At 30.9% G+C, this 21,523-nt stretch carries 23 protein-coding genes and 1 pseudogene; 6 read left to right on the top strand and 18 right to left on the bottom strand.

Features of this window, described 5'->3' with window-relative positions; translation table 11 throughout:
* Positions 1-2: 2 nt before the first annotated feature.
* Both ACP3TL_RS02100 and ACP3TL_RS02095 read right to left on the bottom strand, forming a co-directional pair.
* Complete coding sequence (locus tag ACP3TL_RS02100; protein WP_069821058.1) at positions 3-2,066, bottom strand: site-specific integrase; 2,064 nt, start codon at positions 2,064-2,066, stop codon at positions 3-5.
* Positions 2,067-2,068: 2 nt separating this feature from the next.
* Positions 2,069-3,181 carry a tyrosine-type recombinase/integrase gene (locus ACP3TL_RS02095; RefSeq protein ID WP_069821059.1) on the bottom strand — a complete coding sequence of 371 codons (1,113 nt, stop codon included), beginning with the start codon at positions 3,179-3,181 and terminating at the stop codon, positions 2,069-2,071.
* Between the two features lie 175 nt (positions 3,182-3,356).
* Between ACP3TL_RS02095 and ACP3TL_RS02090 the strand changes: the two are divergent.
* Positions 3,357-3,665, top strand: a pseudogene (locus ACP3TL_RS02090) (YolD-like family protein); the annotation flags it as partial.
* Between the two features lie 339 nt (positions 3,666-4,004).
* On the opposite strand, the gene ACP3TL_RS02085 reads toward ACP3TL_RS02090, so the two are convergent.
* Positions 4,005-4,175, bottom strand: coding sequence for a hypothetical protein (locus ACP3TL_RS02085; protein ID WP_107514816.1), 171 nt, complete (start codon positions 4,173-4,175; stop codon positions 4,005-4,007).
* Positions 4,176-4,669: 494 nt separating this feature from the next.
* Between ACP3TL_RS02085 and ACP3TL_RS02080 the strand changes: the two genes are divergently transcribed.
* Positions 4,670-5,710 carry a C45 family autoproteolytic acyltransferase/hydrolase gene (locus ACP3TL_RS02080; RefSeq protein WP_046466273.1) on the top strand — a complete coding sequence of 347 codons (1,041 nt, stop codon included), beginning with the start codon at positions 4,670-4,672 and terminating at the stop codon, positions 5,708-5,710.
* Between the two features lie 95 nt (positions 5,711-5,805).
* On the opposite strand, the gene ACP3TL_RS02075 is transcribed toward ACP3TL_RS02080, so the two are convergent.
* The 3 genes from ACP3TL_RS02075 to ACP3TL_RS02065 all read right to left on the bottom strand — a co-directional run bounded on the left by ACP3TL_RS02075 (position 5,806) and on the right by ACP3TL_RS02065 (position 7,792).
* Positions 5,806-6,657, bottom strand: coding sequence for a DUF4097 family beta strand repeat-containing protein (locus ACP3TL_RS02075; RefSeq protein ID WP_046466274.1), 852 nt, complete (start codon positions 6,655-6,657; stop codon positions 5,806-5,808).
* Entirely contained in the window at positions 6,654-7,214 is a 561-nt protein-coding gene (locus ACP3TL_RS02070; protein WP_046466275.1) for an HAAS signaling domain-containing protein, read from the bottom strand. Before ACP3TL_RS02070 ends, ACP3TL_RS02075 begins: the two co-directional genes overlap by 4 nt.
* A 92-nt stretch (positions 7,215-7,306) precedes the next feature.
* Positions 7,307-7,792 (bottom strand): hypothetical protein, encoded by a 486-nt coding sequence (locus ACP3TL_RS02065; RefSeq protein ID WP_046466276.1) that lies wholly within the window; start codon positions 7,790-7,792, stop codon positions 7,307-7,309.
* A gap of 170 nt (positions 7,793-7,962) precedes the next feature.
* Here ACP3TL_RS02065 and ACP3TL_RS02060 point away from each other — a divergent pair, with 170 nt between their 5' ends.
* A complete protein-coding gene (locus tag ACP3TL_RS02060; protein WP_046466277.1) occupies positions 7,963-8,523 on the top strand; it encodes a thioredoxin family protein in 561 nt (186 codons plus the stop codon).
* A gap of 82 nt (positions 8,524-8,605) precedes the next feature.
* Here ACP3TL_RS02060 and pmtD read toward each other — a convergent pair whose 3' ends face one another.
* The 7 genes from pmtD to ACP3TL_RS02025 form a co-directional block, all read right to left on the bottom strand.
* Entirely contained in the window at positions 8,606-9,334 is a 729-nt protein-coding gene (gene pmtD / locus ACP3TL_RS02055; RefSeq protein WP_046466278.1) for a phenol-soluble modulin export ABC transporter permease subunit PmtD, read from the bottom strand.
* Positions 9,334-10,206: a phenol-soluble modulin export ABC transporter ATP-binding protein PmtC gene (gene pmtC, locus ACP3TL_RS02050; RefSeq protein ID WP_046466279.1), complete on the bottom strand. Its 873-nt coding sequence runs from the start codon at positions 10,204-10,206 to the stop codon at positions 9,334-9,336. Before pmtC ends, pmtD begins: the two co-directional genes overlap by 1 nt.
* 20 nt (positions 10,207-10,226) lie before the next feature.
* The gene (gene pmtB, locus ACP3TL_RS02045) at positions 10,227-10,889 is read right to left on the bottom strand and encodes a phenol-soluble modulin export ABC transporter permease subunit PmtB (protein WP_285326728.1); all 663 of its coding nucleotides are present in this window, start codon (positions 10,887-10,889) and stop codon (positions 10,227-10,229) included.
* 16 nt (positions 10,890-10,905) lie between these two features.
* Positions 10,906-11,784 carry a phenol-soluble modulin export ABC transporter ATP-binding protein PmtA gene (gene pmtA, locus ACP3TL_RS02040; RefSeq protein ID WP_277580079.1) on the bottom strand — a complete coding sequence of 293 codons (879 nt, stop codon included), beginning with the start codon at positions 11,782-11,784 and terminating at the stop codon, positions 10,906-10,908.
* A complete protein-coding gene (gene pmtR, locus ACP3TL_RS02035; protein WP_002507153.1) occupies positions 11,781-12,161 on the bottom strand; it encodes a PSM export ABC transporter transcriptional regulator PmtR in 381 nt (126 codons plus the stop codon). The genes pmtA and pmtR overlap by 4 nt, the downstream gene beginning before the upstream one ends.
* Before the next feature lie 178 nt (positions 12,162-12,339).
* Positions 12,340-12,525 carry an SE1626 family protein gene (locus tag ACP3TL_RS02030; RefSeq protein ID WP_046466282.1) on the bottom strand — a complete coding sequence of 62 codons (186 nt, stop codon included), beginning with the start codon at positions 12,523-12,525 and terminating at the stop codon, positions 12,340-12,342.
* Between the two features lie 230 nt (positions 12,526-12,755).
* On the bottom strand, positions 12,756-12,851 hold the full coding sequence (locus ACP3TL_RS02025; protein WP_230622036.1) for a Trp-rich small protein: 96 nt from the start codon (positions 12,849-12,851) through the stop codon (positions 12,756-12,758).
* 202 nt (positions 12,852-13,053) lie between these two features.
* Between ACP3TL_RS02025 and ACP3TL_RS02020 the strand changes: the two genes are divergently transcribed.
* Entirely contained in the window at positions 13,054-14,343 is a 1,290-nt protein-coding gene (locus tag ACP3TL_RS02020; RefSeq protein WP_046466283.1) for an aminotransferase class I/II-fold pyridoxal phosphate-dependent enzyme, read from the top strand.
* A 59-nt stretch (positions 14,344-14,402) separates the two neighbouring features.
* Here the strand turns inward: ACP3TL_RS02020 and ACP3TL_RS02015 are convergent, their stop codons facing one another.
* The 4 genes from ACP3TL_RS02015 to groES all read right to left on the bottom strand — a co-directional run bounded on the left by ACP3TL_RS02015 (position 14,403) and on the right by groES (position 17,881).
* On the bottom strand, positions 14,403-14,870 hold the full coding sequence (locus tag ACP3TL_RS02015; protein WP_046466284.1) for a bacillithiol transferase BstA: 468 nt from the start codon (positions 14,868-14,870) through the stop codon (positions 14,403-14,405).
* A 230-nt stretch (positions 14,871-15,100) separates the two neighbouring features.
* The gene (locus ACP3TL_RS02010; RefSeq protein WP_046466285.1) at positions 15,101-15,739 is read right to left on the bottom strand and encodes an HD domain-containing protein; all 639 of its coding nucleotides are present in this window, start codon (positions 15,737-15,739) and stop codon (positions 15,101-15,103) included.
* 174 nt (positions 15,740-15,913) lie between these two features.
* Positions 15,914-17,536: a chaperonin GroEL gene (gene groL, locus ACP3TL_RS02005; RefSeq protein WP_046466286.1), complete on the bottom strand. Its 1,623-nt coding sequence runs from the start codon at positions 17,534-17,536 to the stop codon at positions 15,914-15,916.
* Positions 17,537-17,593: 57 nt separating this feature from the next.
* Positions 17,594-17,881 carry a co-chaperone GroES gene (gene groES, locus ACP3TL_RS02000; RefSeq protein ID WP_002507147.1) on the bottom strand — a complete coding sequence of 96 codons (288 nt, stop codon included), beginning with the start codon at positions 17,879-17,881 and terminating at the stop codon, positions 17,594-17,596.
* A gap of 177 nt (positions 17,882-18,058) precedes the next feature.
* Between groES and mroQ the strand changes: the two genes are divergently transcribed.
* Positions 18,059-18,802: an intramembrane glutamic endopeptidase MroQ gene (gene mroQ / locus ACP3TL_RS01995; protein ID WP_046466287.1), complete on the top strand. Its 744-nt coding sequence runs from the start codon at positions 18,059-18,061 to the stop codon at positions 18,800-18,802.
* A gap of 98 nt (positions 18,803-18,900) precedes the next feature.
* Here the strand turns inward: mroQ and ACP3TL_RS01990 are convergent, their stop codons facing one another.
* Positions 18,901-20,604: an SdrH family protein gene (locus ACP3TL_RS01990; RefSeq protein WP_285336858.1), complete on the bottom strand. Its 1,704-nt coding sequence runs from the start codon at positions 20,602-20,604 to the stop codon at positions 18,901-18,903.
* 192 nt (positions 20,605-20,796) lie between these two features.
* Between ACP3TL_RS01990 and ACP3TL_RS01985 the strand changes: the two genes are divergently transcribed.
* Positions 20,797-21,426, top strand: a complete 630-nt coding sequence (locus ACP3TL_RS01985; RefSeq protein WP_046466289.1) for a nitroreductase family protein — start codon at positions 20,797-20,799, stop codon at positions 21,424-21,426.
* The last annotated feature ends 97 nt before the right edge of the window (positions 21,427-21,523 follow it).

Here is a 21,523-nt window from a genome sequence, read left to right as displayed (position 1 = left end):
CTCTATACTTTTAGTCTATTACTTCTACCAAATATAATACTTCCATCCTTTATACTACCTAAGATTTCTTCGTATTTATTTAATATATTAGTATGCTTTTCAACCATGTCTTTTCTATTATAATTTTTAGCTAATTCTATTGACTTAACTGTTGATTTGATATGTAATTCATATTTTTCAACGTCTAAATCAGAAAAGCCAATAGCTAAATCCTTACATGGTTTACCAGAATTACATGTTAAACATGGGGGTGCTTCCATATAAGGACAATCACCATTCAATCTAGCATGACATGTGCCATAAGGGTTGTCCATTGCGTTTAATTTATGTTCTTGCCATAAAGAATTTAATGTTTTTTCTGATAGTTCACTACTATGCTGTATATTTTTGATTTTACCATCGACATCGAAACTAAAGGCACCTTGATCAATAACTGATTCAAAAGCCTTTCTTTTTGTATCATCAAGTAATTTAGCATATCTAAGAGTCATTTCAGGTGAAGAATGTGCTAATAATTCTTGTATTGTTAATATATCTGCTCCGCCATTTAATAATTTTACTGCATAAGTATGTCTAAATTGATGAGTTTTAAAATGAAATATTTCACCTTGCTCATCAACAATATTTTTAGTTTTTGCTAAATGATTTAAATGAGCCCTAACCATATGCTGTGTGAAAGGCATCCCTTTTCTTTTTCCTTTGTAAATAGCGAAAATGTAATTATTGGGATTATTATCTTTTGTACTATTTATTTTAGAATTAGCTATTAAAACTGCTACTATATCAGCCAATTTGTCATCAATTGGTATTCTATGTCCTTTTACAAAGGTTTTAGCAATATCAGTAATTATTGAAAATTTCCCATTAACTTTTGCAAGGCAACTATTTTCTAAAGTTAATACATCAGAAATTCTCAGACCCGTTTTAAAAGCTACCCAAACCACTGGTATTAAATCTTTATGCAAATCATTTATATGCTCAAAAAGCTGTTCAAGTACAAAATCAGGAATATAATCAATTTGGCTATTGTTTTTCTTTTCATACCTAGGAAAGTCTTGTGGGTAAATTAAAAAACGAATGTCCTGTGATGGAGCTATATTATAATTTTGCATAGTGATATCATTTAGGAACCTTCTAATTGCTTTTAATTCTTCTTTTACAAAATTATTCGAACTTTTTACATTTTTGCTATTAGCATATTCAAATAAAAAATCTATATATGATTCGATATGATATCTATCTAATTTATTTAAATCAGACCATGTTTTTTCTTTTTCAGTTATACTTTGGAAAAATCTAGTTAATATTCTTATATAATATCTTGCAGTACCAAATGCTATGTCACCAGTTAGCAAACGATTTTTCAAATATTTTTTTGTTGCTTCTCGTATTTTGATTGAATCAATTTTTTCAAAGTTCAAATAGTGACCAGTAAGTGTTTTATTATAACTCAGTCCATACTTTTCTAAGTTCCTAATATCCCATTTATCTTTTTCCCATTCTTCTCTCTTATCAATAAATTTTTTCAGATTAATATACATGTTCTTTAAAAAAGAAGCTAAACCACTTTTATATTCATATTCACCAAAAACGATTGTTGATGATTGTCTTTTTATTGGAATATTATTTTTGGTTAACCATTTAAACCAGTCTTTTTCTAATATATTAATATCACAATCTAGTAAAGAATTTAAATCAGGATAAGCATCATTAAAGAACTCAGTGACTTTATTGAGTTTCACAGCTCCAGAATTAAATACACTACCTAAAGACCAATCCTCTTTAACCAAAAGTTTCAAAAAAATGTATTTAAATTCTAAATTCAAATTTTTATTATTAATCCTAAAAAATATATTTTTCCTTTTGTCTTTATAGCTTTTAAGATTATCTTGAAATTGCTTGAATTTATTAAAAGATGAAATATGCCATACATCATGTTTAAAAAAGTAATCATCATAAATTTCAGTTATTAAAATTTCTCCTTTTATATTTATCGTTCTACTTTGTATTGTGCATAATTCATCAACCAAAATGTTGTTTGTAGGTAAATTAAGTGGCATTGACATAGTTATTCCCCTTTATTAAAAACTTGAAATTGATGTTTTACTTTATCCCAATCATCACGTATATCTTCTTCGGTTGGGTGAACATATAAATTAATGGTAGTTTGTATATTACTATGACCAAGTCTTTCTTGAACTTGCTTAATATCTTTCGTTTCATTGTAAAAAATAGTTGCATGTGTATGACGGAATAAATGAGGATGGACGTTTATAGATGTTTTATATTTTAATCTTTTAAATAATGAAGATATATCATTATAATGCATAGCTTCTCCCACATTCTTACCTTTTAATTTTACAAAAAGATAATCAGAACATATGGAAAGATCATCAATTATTTCATATACATAATCATCATATAGATCAATTAAAGATTGAGATATAAAAATTTTCCTCTCTCCAGTTTTTAAATATGAATCGTTACTATTGTTTCTGTTTTTCAAAACTATTTGGTGGCCTTTCCTAAAATCAAATTTGATATCACCAATACGTAACGATAGTACTTCTCCAATGCGTAATCCAGTTTCATATAATAATTGGATTAAAAATTCATCTCTTATATTATTAGCTGCTTCTAATAATATCTTTATTTCCGCCTTAGTTAGTACTTCTAATTTTCTCTTTGGTTCTTTAACTTTCAAAATATTTTTTAACGTTCCATAATCTTTGTTTACATGATGCATAAAACTTTTATATTTTTTATGATGTTTACCTTTAGTATTTAAAAAATCATAAAAATTAACTTCTAATTTTTTACTTCTATAAAGATAGTCGTAAAAATTGGACACTACAGTAATAGTCAGATTAATTGTCTTGGCACTACTTTTTGATTCTTTTTGGTTATAAGGAAGAACATTTTCATATTCAAAAGGTGCTCTCATCCATCTTACAAAATCAACAAAATCATCAAAACTAACATCTCGATGTTTTATTTCCTTATACTCTAGATATATAAAAAATTTTTTTAGTGCGTAAGCATAAGTTTTCTTAGTATTCCGACTTTTCTTGACACTATCCAGATATTTCAAATAGCGTACTGCATCTATTATAGGTTCATTATTACTATCTAAAATCATAAAATTAATACCATTCTTAGATTTCACTTCTACTATTTTCATAATAATCTCATTTCTAATTTTATTAGAATAAGTATACACTATTATGGCACGCTTTCATATTAAACATATTGAACGTAATAAAAAAGAACTGCTTAATATTTATAATATGTTTATTTCTTCTTAAAAATACAACCATATTATACAAATTAGTCTATATTTTATAAAATACACATAACCATTTGCTACTTTGCCAGAACAATTCGAAACAATTCAACAATATTTAGTAGATCAAAATAAAATTGACCGTCCTATATTATCCGACGATCAATTAAATGAATTAAATTTACAGCTTCATCAAGCGTTACATACAGACTCCTATATTTATATTGAATACTATCAAGCAGGTTGGTTGGAAACGACTCATATAAAAATTAAAAATATAGATATGACTCATATGTTTTTAGAAGGTTACCCAATCCATACACAGGAAACAATTAAACTTTCATTATTTGATATAACTAGAATAACTCAAGACAATAGTTAACTGCTTTTCTATACTTGCGGCGCAAGTTTATTGTTCGCAGTCTTCTTGACTGCATATGCCACCGTAACAACTCCGGTGAACGGATTTACTGTTCGCAGTCTTCTCGACTGCATAAGCCACCGTAACAACTTCGTTGAACGGATTTATTGTTCGCAGTCTTCTTGACTGCATAAGCCACCGTAACAACTTCGGTGAACGGATTTACTGTTCGCAGTCTTCTCGACTGCATAAGCCACCGTAACAACTTCGTTGAACGGTGGCTAAAAAAAAATACTGCCAACGAAAGCCTAAAGGCTTTGTCGACAGTATGGGAACACTCTAAAGTGTTCTATTAATAACTTAATTATTCGTTTCAATATCTGAAACAATTTCTTTTGTTTTACTTTCAATATCTTCGAAGTCTTTTTTAAAGATATAAGCGAAAACTACTGCACCAACACCTGCTGCTAATGACACAGTAAGAATTGTACCTAATACAAATTTAAATAAACCTTTAATAAAATTACACATTCTGATTCACCTCAATAAATTATTAACATATCTATCAATAATGATAGCATACTTGAAAGCATCAATAAATATATACCCACTTTTCATTTCTTTAATCTAAATATTAAAAAGTGGATTTATGATATTATTGGAGTAATGCAAAATCAATAAATTTTAGTCAATATGTCTTATTTATTTTAACATTTTCTTCTCATCAGAATAAAGATAGATGTTATATTTATTATTAATATAAGTAAAAAAAGGGCTAATATCGTTAAATATTAGCCAATTCAATGTTAGTTATTCTCATCTTATTGACCCCACCAAGTGGAGACTGCATCTTTGAAAGCATCATAATAATTTGACATAATAATCACCTCATTGAATTTGTCTATCTGATCGTCCCTTGATGTTAACTCAAGCATAACTACTGGTCATACGTAATGCAATTAACAGAGCGTTACAATGAAGTTACATTTTTGTAAGATTACACACATAAATAGGAGTTTTAAACTATGCAATCAGTAAAATCAGACATCTTAACACATCGAGGTTCACACTTTGATTTAGGTGTACAAACAGCACAGTGGATGCAACAAACCCCCTTACTCAAAAACAGAGAGAAAGAATGGAAAAAACGTATGCCCCGCTTTGATATCCATATCAAAGAAACATATGACATTTTCCAAACGTACGCTCCGCAAATTTGGGAAGAGATTAGAGGCATGCAAGAAGTACTTAATCTGCCTACCCGCCAAATGATTCTTAACTTTGCACACTATCGATTTACACCATTGAAAAACAGTGGCTGTACGGTCTTTTTAGGCCAGGACTATATGGTGCGAAATTATGATTATCACCCTGCAACTTATGATGGTCGTTACTTATTGTTCCAACCTACTGATGGCGGATTAGCGCAAATAGGCCCTACATCACGTGTAACCGGGAGAATGGATGGTATGAATGAATCTGGTCTATCCATGGGCTACAACTTCATGCACAGAAAGCACCCAGGTGATGGTTTCGTCTGCTATATGGTCGGCAGGCTTATATTACAATATTGTAAAGATGTACCTGAGGCCATACAATTACTAAAAGAACTTCCGCATAGAAGCTCATTTAGCTACATTGTCATGGACAAACATTTGAATCATGCGATTATCGAAGTTTCTCCTCGCTCCGTTGATGTTCGTTACGATCGTACTTGTACGAATCATTTCAAATTATTAACACATGAGAATAGAAATTTTACAAAAGAATCTAAAGAACGATTAAATCGACTCCTTAAAAAAGCACCCGCATCACTAGATAAAATGAGCGCATTTAATTTATTCAATAATCCAGAATATGAAATTTATAGTAAATTATTTAAAAGCTGGTCTGGGACCATTCATACAAGTATGTATGAACCTCAATCATTAACAGCGCATATCACTTTAGGCGAAAATAAAGCACCTACCGTAATAGACTTTAGCAAATGGCTCGATGGCGAATCATTAGATATTACTTCAATTAACGGGCATCTTGACACTGATTTAACCTTTGCCACTTATTAATATTTGTCATTTTAAATCATTTATATTATAAAAAGAGCCAGAAAGTACTTAATTAAATGTACTTCCTGGCTTTCTCTATTCATGTCAACATAGAGTTAATTTATATAAATGTCCCCATGATCCGTATAGAACTCTAAAATATGCTTTCCTGCCCCTACTTTATTATCTTTAAAATTGTTGTTGATAACTTTAGAAGTCCCATCAGATGGATTCAATTTTAGCAATGTATCTTGAGGGTCATCATCATATGACATGAAAATATCACCATATTGTGTAGAGGCTCTAAAATGTGATGCAATATCCATTCGACTCAAATCAATTTTGCCGTGGTCAGCTAACAGCACCGACTTTTCAATCAATGATTTTTTACTCGTTATACTCGCCTGTTTCGTTTTAATATTCGCATTAGTAATTTGGCTGTGCTTTATATCAAGCGGTGAACTCACACCTCTATAATACAGTTTGTCTAACACTACATCACTTAAAAACACACGTGCTCCGCCAGTAGCCTTCATTGAAATATGTGCATCTTTTGCATTGATACTATCAATATTTATAATATTCGTCTTACTAGATACATCTAAATGGTTTAGTTTTTTATCTGGCACAGTCACTACCATCTCATCGTCAAACTGTCTAAACGGATTAAAATTCAATCCATAATGATCTTCTGTATTATCAGTCTCATGAACATGTAGTGTCTTGTTTTTATTCGTAATATCAATATTCTTTTTCCCTTTATAGGTCACTGAAAATTTGTCACCTTGCTTAACCTGAACCTTACTATTTTGGCTATCTAGGTTTAAATTTTCTATATCTTTATCATTAACTTCTTTATTCACAGAATTGAGTTGGTTGTTTTGTTTTTCAAATCCAAACCAAGCGACACAAGCTAAAAGAAAGCACACGATAAATAATGTTAAGCCACTAAAAAATAACTTCTTCATTCGACTGCACTTCCTTTAATTGTTTTAATATTCCAACGTAAATATTTTAAAATCACTCGATAAACAAATTGAGCAAATTTTGCAATAATGACAAATAATAAAAGACCTAATCCTGTATACGAAATGGCAAATAAATAGTTACTTATGGCAAAACTAAAATTATCATTAATTATGCCGTTGATAATCAATAATAGCGGACTAAGTGCGAAAAATAATGCAACAAGTAATAGTACAAACATGAAAATGCCAACAAATATCATAGGGATTAAAATAATGATTAATGATAATATTCCCATACCCAGAGATGCCATAATTGCTCTCACAATTGTATTTATATTAGGACGAAACTCCGCAGACACAATCGCATTTCTCGCCATAAGCTCTTTGCCTATCTTTTTAGGAGATTCAAGCGCTCCAATGATTTGATATTCATTTTTCCCTTCACTTTCTTGATCAAAAAAATATTCCTCATATTCATACATCACTTTATCGCGTTCACTTCTTGGTAATTTATCTAATTCTTGCTCTAATTCATTTAAAAAAGTGATTTTATCCAAAATATCTACCGCCATTCAAACTTAAGTTTCGAAGCAAAACGTATATGTAAAATCAAAAATGACATGCCCTATAGGAATGTCATTTTTAATTTTTATATCTTGTGTATTTCAATTTTCTTTATTTTATCATGTTTATAAATAATAAATAACTTTATTTGATTTTTCTTATCTTTATATATTATAGCATTAAAGCCTTTGCGCAACTTTTTTTGTTTATAATGTGTTCCTAGTGTCTGTATAACTTCTCCAACATTATTATTGATCGTTCCATTAAAATTAGTTTGCACTCTAGTATCGCCAGTTAAGGTTATACCTTTAAGTTGAGAATCCTTTTTATTCACTTTGAAAATTAAATTAGGATGCTCTCTTTTTGAATAAAGACGATGTCTTTTTAAAATGACTTCATCTTTTTCAACGTATTCACTAATATTAATTTCAGACCCTATTTTGACACGATCAATGGATAGTTTTGATAAATCGGTCGAGTGTTCTTGCTTTATATAATTAACTAATAATACTGTCACAGTAGCTATTGTTATACACGCAAAAAATATAAGTCGCTTATGTAGTTTATGCATTTTCAATGTTGTCACCACACTCTACTTTACTTATTAAATATAGCATAGGTATTTGTCACTTTCATCCCTGAAGAAATCTTAAAACATATTACTTTTATATGTATTAATAATTTTCTTTCATATTAAAATATTGATATAATAATATCTAATCAATTAAAGGGGGAACTATTATGACAAGTTTAGAAACTTATTTCAAAAACAGTCAACCGCTTGATCAATATATTGAAGCTATGACTGAAAACAAAGAGAATTTACTATCAATATATCATTCATTCTCAGCACCAGAGGATGATAGTCGTCTTGAAAAAATTAAAGCATCAAACTATAGCAAAGTTCTAGTTATCACTGAAGACTGGTGTGGAGATGCTATGATGAACGTGCCTATTCTTAAACATATTAGTGAAAGATTAAATATAGAAGCTCGTGTCTTTCATCGTGATGAAAACACTGACTTAATCGATCAATACTTAACAAATGGTACTGCGAGATCTATACCTATATTTGTATTTTTAAATGATGATTTTGAACAGCAAACAGTTTGGGGACCTCGTGCAAGACAAGTTCAACATTTTGTAGAGGAAACGCGTTCAAAACTTCCTGCAAAAGATGATCCTACATTTGAAGATAAATCGTCTGAATCATATGCAATTATTTCTAATCGCTTTAAAACAGACTCACAAATGTGGAAATATGTTTATGATTCAATTTTAGATAAACTAATTATAAATTAATAAAAGACGTATGAATTAAGGTGTTATAACCGTTAATTCATACGTCTCTTTTTTTATGACTCAATCTTCGGTTATCTTTATTTTAAATATCTTTTTTAGATACATAGAATATATTAACTACAAATAATACTACAATCGATGCTGAAGTAATAAACCACTGCCAATTAGAGAATGTGTAATCACCAGTTGTCGTTTTAGAAGTTAAGTAACTAAATGGAATATATTTCAAGGCATCTTGAATATTGTCACCAAATTTAGGAATCATAGGTATAAATGGTTCAGCAAAAGGAACAAGTAATATTAAGAATATACCTAGAGTAAAGATTAATGCTGTTTTTGGTACAACTAATGAAAATAAATATAATAATAATCCAAAGAATAAATGGAATAGAATGAAGAACCAAAGTAATTCAAAGATTTTATCAACTTCTATATTTTTACCATCAACAATTTGTTCTACGATTAATACAAAACCAACAAGTATTGCTGTAATAATTATGGCGATTAGTATAATTGAAATCACTTTTGCGATAACATAACCCACACGACTTGATGTTTTATTCATATATAATTGAATCGTACCTTGTGAAATATCACGGGTGATTGTCTTGATTACAAATAGTAAGCCCATGATAGAAAAGAACCAACTACCAATAGAAAGTAGCATATTGCCGTCTATTTTATCAGATTGCTGAACAAATAAAACTGTAAATCCAATTAACGGAAGTATTGTTAAGAGTAATGCTAAATACGTTAATGGACTTCTAATAATGCTATAAATGTCATATTTCACGAGTTGTAAACTATTCATTATTGGCCACCTTTCTGATTAATATTGAAGTAAGTATCACGTAAAGAACTCTTGCGTGTTTCAATAAATTCAGGGAAAATATCGATATTGGATAAACCTTTAAGCACTTTTTGATAACTTGATTGTGCTTTAATAATAATCTCTCCATTTTCTCTTTTAGATTGAATCACATCGAAATTTTCATTTAAATATTCTAAAGCATTATTGAAATTATTTTGTTCGATGATTAAAATTGTAGAATCTGTTGGTGCCCCTTCTTTCATATCAACATCTTGAACAAAATTACCATCACGTAAAAATACTGCTCTATCGCAAATTAATTCAATATCCTCAAGTTTATGACTAGAAATCAAAATTTTCATATCCAATTCTTGCACAAGTGATTGAATTGTTTTCAATACATCAATTGATCCGTCAGGGTCCATACCATTTGTTGGCTCATCTAAAATGAGGTACTTGGGCTTGTTCATTAATGAAACAGCAATGGCTAGCTTTTGTTTCATTCCCATTGAATACTTTTTAACTTTTTTCTTCACATAAGGTCTCATACCAAAGGCATCAATGATTTGGTTTGCATATTTTTTATCAAACCCCTTACCTAATACATTGGCAAATAATTTTAAATTATATAAACCTGATTTATTATCATACAATTTAGGATGTTCAATAAGGTAACCGATATTGTCTTTATTACCTATCTTTACCTCCCCTTTGTATTTGATAATATTTCCGTTCATGACTTTCATTAATGTTGTTTTACCGACACCATTTTTACCAATTAAACCTACAATTTGGCTTTGTCCAAAATCAAAATTAATATGATCTAAAACATTGTTATTGCCATACGTTTTTGTTATATCTTTTAATTCCATAAATGCGCCTCCTTTTATTATTAAATTAATTTTTTATATTGAATGATGTAGCTAGCTACAAAGCAAAAAATACTTAAAGTTAAAAATCCATAGTTAAAAATAGTTTCAAAATAATTTAATATACCCAGACTATAATTAAATAATGTACATATTCCAACTACAAGTAGCACGATTATGACAGGTATTAAAATAACCATCGTAAGTAAATAAATGATATAAGAAATGTAATCAGATTTTTGTTCTGTATATTTTTTGAAAGCTATAGGTACTGCAAAGAAATTTACTGCAATATATGAGAATGGCATTGAAATATTAAAATCAATATTACTTGTTGATACATGAGAATTCGGCATTGTATATAAAGATAATATTGCTGCCCCAACTAATGTAAATATAATAATTGTTAAATAATTAGCATTCAATAATGACTTTTTAGAAACTGGTAAACTTCCAAAAAAGTCATAAGCCATTCTGTGCCCAAGCTTACTATTAAAACGAAAAACATGTCCAGAATCTAGTATAGAAACAAAAAGTAATATCATCGCAACTGCAGAATATAACGCATTAGTAAAAATACTATTAGGTATTATGATTAATTGCAGTGGGGAAAACAATAATAAGATTGCATATATTACGATTGTCCATTTACGTAATTTTAAATTTCTAATAAGTAAATTTTTCATCTAATGCCCCCAGTTGTTAAGTCTCATAATTTTTTTGTTCAGTCTTCTGGGTTCCTTTTTCAAGGTAAACCATTAAATCTTCAATCGTTGGCTTAGTTATTGCAACCTTGTTTCCAAAAATTTCATTAAATATATTAGCATGTTCTGTAAGTGCGATATATCCAGTTTTGTTTTCTTCTATATAGTGTGTTAATTGAATTAATTCTTCATCCAATTGCTGCATGTCACCTTTAACTACTTTGAATCTATTCAAAATGTCATCCAAAAATTGATTCAGTACAATTTCACCATCTTTTAAATACACTAAGTAATCAGCGATTTTTTCTAAATCAGAAATGATATGAGTAGAAATAAATACTGTTTTCTTTTCATCAATGAGTTCTTTTTGAATTACATCCAAAACTTCGTTTCGAACGATTGGATCTAATCCTGATGTTGGCTCATCTAGAATAAATAATTCAGCATGATGGCTAAAAGCAATAGACAACTTCATCTTCATACCAGTTGAGAATGTTTTGATCTTCCGCTTATAAGGTAAATCAAATTTTTCAAGATAATATGTAAATAACTGATGGTCCCATGTACTATAAAATGGTGAAACATACTGTTCAATTTTTTGGATATTCCATTTATCATTGAGGTACAATTCGGAATAAACGAAACCAATTTTATTTTTAATAGCTTCAGGGCGTGCTTTCATTTTTTGATTAAAGATTAAAACATCTCCGCCATCAGGCTCAATTAAATCCATAATCATTCTAATAATGGTCGTTTTACCCACACCATTTGCACCAATAAATCCAGTTATAAATCCTTGAGGAACACGAAAACTAATATCATTTAACTTGAATTCTTTATACTGATAATTTACAGCATTTAATTCGATTGCGTTCATTCATCGTCCTCCTCAAAAATCATTTCTAAGATTTCTTGTAATTCTGAAAGTGGCATGCCTATAGTTTTTGCTTCTTTGCTTATTGATTTAGCCATTGTTTCAATCACCATGAACTGTTTTTCTTTTAAAATTGAACTATCTTGCTCTTTCACATATGTACCCTTACCTCTAATAGTAAAGACAAAACCATCTTTTTCTAAATCTTCATATGCGCGCTTTGTAGTTATAACGCTAACGCTCAAATCATGTGCTAATTCCCTCATCGAAGGTAAGTGTTCACCAGGAGCAACGTATCCTTTTAAAATATTTTCTTTGATTTGTTGCTTAATCTGTTCATAGATTGGCTGTTCACCACTATTTTTCAAAAGTATTTTCATGGACGTCCTCCCTTACAACTGTATATACACACTATATACAATGTATACACACTTGTAAAGTATAAATTTATTCAAACACCCATATAATTACTCATTGAAAGGGACGAGTTAACATAAAAAAGCTATAAGTAAGATTTTGCATATCGCTTCATCTCACTTATAGCTTGTTCTAACAATGTTACTTATTTTGTTTATCTTTTTTCTTACGCTTATTATTACGATCAATAAAAGCGCAAATCATAAACATAATTGCAGCAATTAATAATTTAACACCAGAATCTTCATGACCTATGGCCTGTAAATAATAGCCTACAACGAGTAATATCATTGCCATTATGACAAATATTTTGGTTAAATGTTTCACTCTCTTCACCTCAAACAATATCATTGTACCAAACTTTGGCATTAATTTCTAAAAGCAATTTATTTCAAAAAAATTCTTGATACTTATGTATCTGTTTTTTATGATTTATATTTAAATATATTGTTTGCAGTCTATTACCTATGATGATAAAATTGTAATTGTATCCACGGATTATACTACACAACCCCAAGTCTGCGTCATCAGGCTTGGGGTTTTTTGTGTAAGGCCACCTATTTGTCTTTCCATTTATTCTCTAACCAAACACGGAATACAACCAGTAAGCTACCTGTTAATAAAGTTGCAATCATTTCTTGCCACCACGCTATCATACTACACCTCCCACAGAAAAAAGTGCCATGTAGGATTTTTGATGGCCTATCCGTATTCTAACATAAAACAGAACGTATGTTCGTATAAATAGTTAAATTTTGAAATTTTCTGTCTAAAACAGTCTCAAGACTTTAATTTTAAGCAATTTCAAGATACTATAAGGTTATCATTGAAAAAGTAAAGAGAGGTTGACCAACTATGAATCCTTTAGCTTTAGATTTAAACGAACAATTATCTAAATCAAATCCAGAAGTTGCAGACATGCTTTCCGACCTAGGAAAATTAATGTATTACCCGAAAGGTATATTATCCCAATCCGCGGAAGCAAAATCCACACAATATAATGCCACGATAGGAATGGCAACATATAAAGATAGCAAGATGTACGCAAATACTTTAAATGATATCTTCGATCATTTAGAACCCGATGAAATCTTTCCTTATGCCCCGCCACAAGGTTTAGAATCTCTTCGTGATTTATGGCAACAAAAAACATTAAAAGAAAATCCAGATTTAGATGCAAAAGACATGACAAGACCTATCCTTACGAATGCTTTAACACATGGCTTATCATTAGTCGGTGATATGTTCGTCGATAGTGGTGATACACTCTTACTTCCAACGCATAATTGGGGCAACTATAAACTCGTTTATAGTACAAGACATAGTGCTGAAATTGAAACCTATGATATTTTTGACGAAGCTGGCCATTTTACAACAGAAAATTTAGTTAATACGCTAGAAAATTATAATAAAGACAAAATCATCTTAATATTAAATTATCCAAATAACCCAACTGGTTATACACCAACAAAAGATGAAGTTCATACTATTGTCTCTGCAATAAAATCATTAGCAGAACGTGGCACAAACGTCATTGCTTTAGTTGATGATGCATACTACGGACTCTTTTATGAAGATGTTTATACACAGTCATTATTCACAGCATTAACGAATTTACATTTAGACAACTTATTACCAATTCGTTTAGATGGCGCAACAAAAGAATTCTTTGCATGGGGATTACGTGTAGGTTTCATCAGTTTCGGTGTCGGAAACGATACAACAAAACAAGTATTAGAAGCTAAAATCAAAGGATTAATTCGCAGCAACATTTCAAGTGGTCCATTACCTTCGCAAAGTGCAGTTAAATACGTGCTCGAAAATCACGAAACTTTTGATAAGGAAATTCAACACAATATCGACACGTTACAAGCTAGATATGAAGTAACGAAATCTGTTGTATATGATGAAAAATACGCATCATACTGGCAGGCTTATGATTTTAACTCAGGCTATTTTATGGCATTACAAGTTAAAGATGTGGACCCAGAACAGTTACGCCAACACTTAATTACTAAATACTCTATTGGCATCATTGCCCTTAATGCAACAGACATTCGTATTGCTTTCAGTTGTGTAGAAAAAGATGACATTCCATATGTATTTGATTCTATCGCTAAAGCAATTGAAGATCTAAAAAATTAAATTAAATAATAAAAAGGATGAAATCACATGTAATGGTGATTTCATCCTTTTTATTTATATTAACGTTGCTGTTTCAATACACGTGCCATTTCTTCAATTTTACCAGCATGTAGTGGTACATGAATTGCATTTAAAATTAACAACTCATCTAACGTATTACAACCAGCAATTGTTTCAGTTAATTCAACTTCTAATTGTTGGTCTGTTAATTTTTTTGCACGCTCAGGCAACGTTTTTAAATTTTTGATAATTTCATCCACACTTGGGATTTCTTCGTCGCCCCAATCAGCTGGATTAGATCCATAACCAAATAAGCGTGTATATTTTTGAATATCTACTTCATTTTGCTCACTTAAAGATAATGCAGATTCAAAAATAGTTAACACGTGACCATATTGCCAATGTAACGTATTAGGGAAGAGTTCACTTTCATTATCTAATATACTTTCAATGTTCCATTTGTCATAGTCTGATATTAAATAATTAATACCTGTATCAATCACATCGTACACTGATTTTTTTGTCATAGTTAATCTCTCTTTCTTAAAAAAGCTTCACATAAATAATAATTATAAGTAGCGAATAATATTTATGCTTACTTTCTCTACCCTCAATAAGTTGTTTTTACTCACTTAATCCATTTATATCCATAACTTTTTTAATAATACATGTTAAATAGTGCTATAGATTGCTTTCAAATTCAATTTTTTATACTTTAGGATTTAATGATTAAATATTACTAACGTATCGTGTACTTTTAATCATCCCACTGTGAACGTAGGACACAAGAGCAAAAATTATTTTGAGGATATTCAGGCTCAAAATATTTCACAACATCAGATTTAATATTGCCAAACGTTGTTTCAGGTTTATGTTTAAAGCCTTCATAAAAAGCTGTTAATACATCTTTTTTAAAATTACCACGAGGAAATTTATTTACGATTGCTTTTCTAATTTCATCTGAATACTGGTCCCAATTGTCACTCATAACATCCATACCAACACCATGATATAATAATGCAACATTATTCTCTTTATGCTCAGCCACACCTATCGTCGTATGTAATGCAATTGAATCCCAAGCAAGTTGTAAATCTTGATCATTATAATTGTGTGTATCTAAAAATTGGCGAACTGCATTTGCGCCGTCTACTTCAAATCTCAGATCATCACTACTATATTGGTTTGTTAATCCTAAATCATGGAAGAGCGAACACATATATAAAAGTTCTTTATCATATTTCAAATGATCTTGCATGCCTTTAACTTCGCCAAATAAATATACTCTATTCGAATGGTTCCATATTAACTTATTACCATATTCATGGACTACTTCTTGTGCTTCTTGGATTATTTTACTATCTGGGACAACAATTTCATTGATATCTTTTAACATAATAAATTCCTCCTTGGTTACAATATAGTCTCTATAGATATGTATATGAAACTATAGATCATTCATCATAAAAAAGACGCCTTCCACTAAGTTAAGTAACTTAACGAAAGACGTCTTATAAATATTATTTAAATACGCTCTTTTATAAACTTTAATTTTAAAGTTTATAATCTATTACATCATACCTGGCATGCCGCCCATACCTGCTTGTGCATCATTACTGCTTTCTTCAGGGATATGCGCAACAACCGCTTCAGTTGTTAAGAACATAGCTGCTACACTTGCTGCATGTTGTAAAGCTGAACGTGTAACTTTAGTTGGATCTACGATACCAGCATCCAGCATATTCACCCATTCATTTGTAGCGGCATTGAAACCAATACCTACATCAGCATTTTTAAGTCTTTCAACAATAATCGAACCTTCTAACCCAGCGTTTTCTGCAATTTGACGAACTGGAGATTCTAATGCTTTTAACACAATATTGATGCCTGTTGCAATATCGCCTTCAGCTTCAATTTTAGAAACTTTGTCATAAATATTCATGAATGCTGTACCACCACCGGCTACAATACCTTCTTCAACAGCAGCTCTAGTAGAGTTCAAAGCATCTTCAATACGTAATTTACGTTCTTTTAATTCTGTTTCACTTGCAGCACCAACTTTAATTACAGCTACGCCTCCAGCTAATTTAGCTAAGCGTTCTTGTAATTTCTCTTTATCAAATTCAGAGTCCGTCTCTTCAATTTGAGATTTAATTTGGCTTACACGTGCATCAATATTATTTTGGTCTCCATTACCATCAACCACTGTTGTATTATCTTTAGTGATTTCTGCTTTGCTTGAAGTACCTAACATGTCAATTGTTGCATCTTTTAAATCTAAGCCTAAGTCATCAGTAATCACTTGTGCGCCTGTTAAGATAGCTAAATCTTCTAGCATCGCTTTACGACGATCTCCGAATCCAGGTGCTTTAACTGCAACTGCAGTAAATGTACCGCGCATACGGTTTAATACGATATTTGTTAATGCGTCACCTTCTACATCATCTGCTACGATTAGGATAGGTCTGTTAGATTGAACAACTTGTTCTAATAATGGCAGAATATCTTGGAAAGATGAAATCTTTTTATCTGTAATTAAAATGTATGGTTTTTCAAGTTCTGCAACCATTTTATCTGAATCAGTTACCATATATGGAGATTGGTAACCACGATCAAATTGCATACCTTCAACGACTTCAAGTTCAGTATTAAAACCACTTGATTCTTCAATTGTAATTACACCGTCGTTACCTACTTTTTCCATAGCTTCTGAAATATATTTACCAATTTCTTCATCAGCTGCTGAAATAGATCCAACTTGCGCAATTTCATTTTTATTATCAACGTTTTGAGAAATTTCTTGTAATGCGTCAATAGCTACGTCTACAGCTTTATCGATACCTTGACGTAAACCTACAGGATTTGCACCACTTGTTACGTTTTTCAAACCTTCTTGTATCATTGCTTGAGCTAATACTGTAGCTGTAGTTGTTCCGTCACCTGCGATTTCATTCGTTTTGTTGGCAACTTCTTGTACTAATTTCGCTCCCATATTTTCATATGGATCTTCTAATTCAATTTCTTTTGCAATCGTAACACCGTCATTTGTGATTAATGGTGATGTATATTCTTTATCTAATACAACATTACGCCCTTTTGGTCCAATTGTAACTTTCACGGCGTTAGCTAATTTATCTACACCTCTCAACATAGATTGACGTGCGTCTTCGGAAAATTTTAAATCTTTCGCCATATTACTTTACCTCCATGATGTTCGTATTATTTGTATATTTTTTAGTTTTAATTTTGATTATTCTTCTATTACTGCTAATATATCGTCTTCGCTAACGATTAAGTATGTGTCGTCTCCACGCTTAACTTCAGTTCCAGCAAATTGTTGGAAAACAACATTGTCGCCTTCATTCACTTCAGGAGCAACTCGAGAACCATCTTTTAAAATACGTCCTGCACCTACTGCAATTATCGTACCTTCATTTGATTTCTCTTTAGCGCTATCAGTTAAAACGATACCACTTTTAGTTGTTTGCTCTTGTTCTGTTTTTTGAATAATTACTCGGTTACCTAATGGCTTTAACATTGATTGTTCCTCCTTAAAATACTAAAATTTTTAGCACTTAATCATTGTGAGTGCTAATACACTTTCTATAATAATCAAAGTTGGTCAATATTTCAAGTTAAAACCATTACACTAAATTTTGTGTGAAAAGCTATTTTACGATAAAATAGAGTATATTCTAATTTTTGGAGGTTCATTATGTCTCGTATATGGGTGTCCATTTTGACATTAGTTATTTATGGCCTTGCACAGTTTGGTCCGATTTTCTTACAAATGGCTGGCTTATTTAACAATTTAAGTGGCAAAGAAATCCTCTTTGCTAATATTTATTCACAGGTAATTTTGTTTATTATAGCTGCTTTCCTAATCATACTAATAAACTTTTTCATTGCCAATCCTACACAACTAGAGTTACAACCTAAAGAAAAGAAAAGATATGTTATCCTTTGGGCAATCGTAGGTTATATGATTGTTATGATTTATCAAGTCATTGCAGGAATGATAAATATGTATGTATTCGGCGCACCTCAATCTAGCCCTAATACGGAAAGATTGATGAAAATAGCACAAGAAATCCCGATGTTTATCATATTAATTTCAGTTGTAGGACCTATACTAGAAGAATTCGTATTTAGAAAAGTAATATTTGGTGAGTTATACAACATATTAAAAGGTAATAAAACTTTTAAATTTCTCATTGCCGGAATTGTAAGTTCAATTATCTTTAGTGCTGCACATGCAGATCCATCATTCTTTATCATCTATTTTGGTATGGGCTTTATTTTCTCAGCATTGTATGTATATACAAAACGTATATGGGTACCTATCTTAGTACACATAATGCAAAATGGCTTTGTCGCTATTGTACAAATTTACTTTGGTCCTGAAAAAATAAAAGAACTACAAGAATCTGCATCATTTATATTTAATTTTATGTTTTAATTAAATTTTAAGTTATATAAAATAAATGGAAGAACTCAATGTTTATTACATGAGTCCTTCCATTTTTTATTTGTCTATGACACGTTAAATGTCAAAAGCTATTCATTTTCGTTTTTGTTTCTGCGATAAACGAAATATCCTACCACTACACCTATAAAAATCATCGTTATTGCAGTGATTAAAGCAAATAATGTCCGTTCGAATTTAATATCAATTGTGTCTTTCGATTTCTTGTCGTTTGTACGCGTCGATTCTTCATCACTACTTGAATGATATTCGTATTTACCAGATGCGACACTTTTGTTTTCTGGCGTTTTTAAGTCAGGCATAGAACCTATTTCTCCAGTAATCAATGCCAAAACTTGCTTATCTAAATTTTTATAGTAATCTCTTGATTTTAATGGATTAAAATATTGAAATTTAAAATAATTTGTTCCCTTTTGTAACTCATTTAAAAACGCATTATCTGAAAAACTTTGACGTCTTACAATAGAAGTAATATCTTTGTCAGATACACTATCAACATTATTATTAAGCTGTTTAACTTGGTTTAAAATAAAAGGATTGTATTTAAATGAACCTGGAGACATTTGATTAAATCTATTAACTAATCTGCTGTCACCTTGATTAGAATTTTGACTTTTTTTCTCTGTTCTCAAATCTCCATAAGTCACAACATTATTGTTACTACCTGCTATATTTTCATTTGATTGTGCATATTGCTTATTTGCATTTTGATTCTTACCATTATATAAGTTTGAAGATGTGTGTTCATTTTGAGAACTTCCCGAGTTTGAATGATTCACTGAACTGTCTGATGTATTATTTTTACTACCCTGGTTATGATGATTTGATCCAGATGGCATGTTGGGGCTCAGTGGTTTATTAGGCTTCGGGGGTTCTGTGGTATTGTTATCTCCTCCGCCTTCACTCGGTTGTTCTGGTTTAGGTGTTTCTGTTGAACTTCCCCCATCATTTTGTGGTTTATCAGGATTTGACGGTTCTGTTGAATTATCGTCTCCGTCCTCACTTGGCTGTTCTGGTTTAGGCTTTTCTTCTGAGTCATCTCCACCACCTTGTGGGTTATCAGGATTTGATGGTTCTGTTGAATTATCGTCTCCGTCCTCACTCGGCTGTTCTGGTTTAGGTTTTTCTCCTGAATCGTTGTCACTATCCCCTGTATTGTTTGAACCCGATGATTGATCATCTTCCTCTGGCTTATCTGGCTCAGTAGCATCATCTGAATCACTATTGTTAGAGTTACTATCATTTGGTTGTTCCGATGATTGATTGTCTTCCTCTGGCTTATCTGGCTCAGTAGCATCGTCTGAATCACTATTCTTAGAGTTACTATCATTTGGTTGTTCCGATGATGGTTTCTCTTCAGTTCCGTTGTCACTATCTCCTGTATTGTTTGAATCTGATGATTGATTGTCTTCCTCTGACTTATCTGGGTTAGTAGTAGTGTCTGAATCACTATTGTCTGAATCATTGCTATTTGGTTGTTCGGATGATGAAGTCGCTATAGCGTCACTACTGGTTTTATTATCAGTTTGATCAGAATTTGAAGGTGTTTCATTCTCACTTAAATTATTTACTGGCTTAGTGCTATTTTGCACATTCCCATCTATATCTGATGCATTGATACGCTTATGGTCTAAATCAGTATTATTCATAGTCGTATTCTTATTGTATTCATCTAGTTCTGTCTCTGCCCCTTGTGTCGGTTTTGATATTAATGTAGCACTTAGTGCAATTGCAAAGCTAGATACAATAAATTTATGTGAAATATAATTTTTCATAATCTCACCTCCAAATAAATTTTCTTATATTCCTTATCAGTATATTAGAAATCGTACTATTTTTCATTAAAATCAGGCTTTTGAAAGAAGAAATTAATCTATTTGAAATTAATTGTAAAAAGCTATTTACAAATCAAGGTATAATTATTATACTAGATATATAAAATAAATTGATGTGAAGGAGTTTTCCGAATGGGACTTTTTAGTAAAAAAGAAGATACACTTGATGTATTTCAAAATGCAGTAGAATCAAGACGTACAATATATAGTTTAGAAAAAGAAATTTCAATATCTGATAAAGAGGTAGAAGGTATCATTGAACATGCAATTAAACATGTTCCATCTTCATTTAATGCTCAATCAACTCGTATTGTATTGTTATTAAGCGATAACCATAATAAATTTTGGGATATAACAAAAGAAGAATTAAAAAAATCAATGGGTCCTGATCGTGAATTCCAAGCAACTTCAGACAAAATTGATAACTTCAAACATTCATATGGTACAATCCTATACTTTGAAGATCAAGAAGTTGTCGAAGGATTACAAAATCAAATGCCTAACTATGCTGAGAACTTTGCCATTTGGTCAAACCAAACAAATGCAATGCACCAATTTGCAATTTGGACTGCATTAGGTACTAAAGGTATTGGCGCATCATTACAACATTATAATCCACTTGTAGACGTAGCAGTAACTGAAGCGTTCGATATTCCTGCTACTTGGAACCTTGTAGCTCAAATGCCTTTTGGTAACGTGCGTGATGAAGCTGGAGAAAAAGAATTTCATGATGTAAGCAAACGCTTCTTAGTAAGAAAATAGTTTGTTGGATTTTTTAAACATTAACAATAATACAAGCGATTAGGGTATCAACCCTTTCCAATTTATAAAAACCAATTCGTTTAAAATGAATTGGTTT

Origin of the sequence: Staphylococcus caseorum, from assembly GCF_049943195.1 — a bacterium.
Taxonomy (GTDB): domain Bacteria; phylum Bacillota; class Bacilli; order Staphylococcales; family Staphylococcaceae; genus Staphylococcus; species Staphylococcus equorum_A.
The sequence above is the reverse complement of the archived record's forward strand: the minus strand, read 5'-3'. Positions and strand labels throughout refer to the sequence as shown.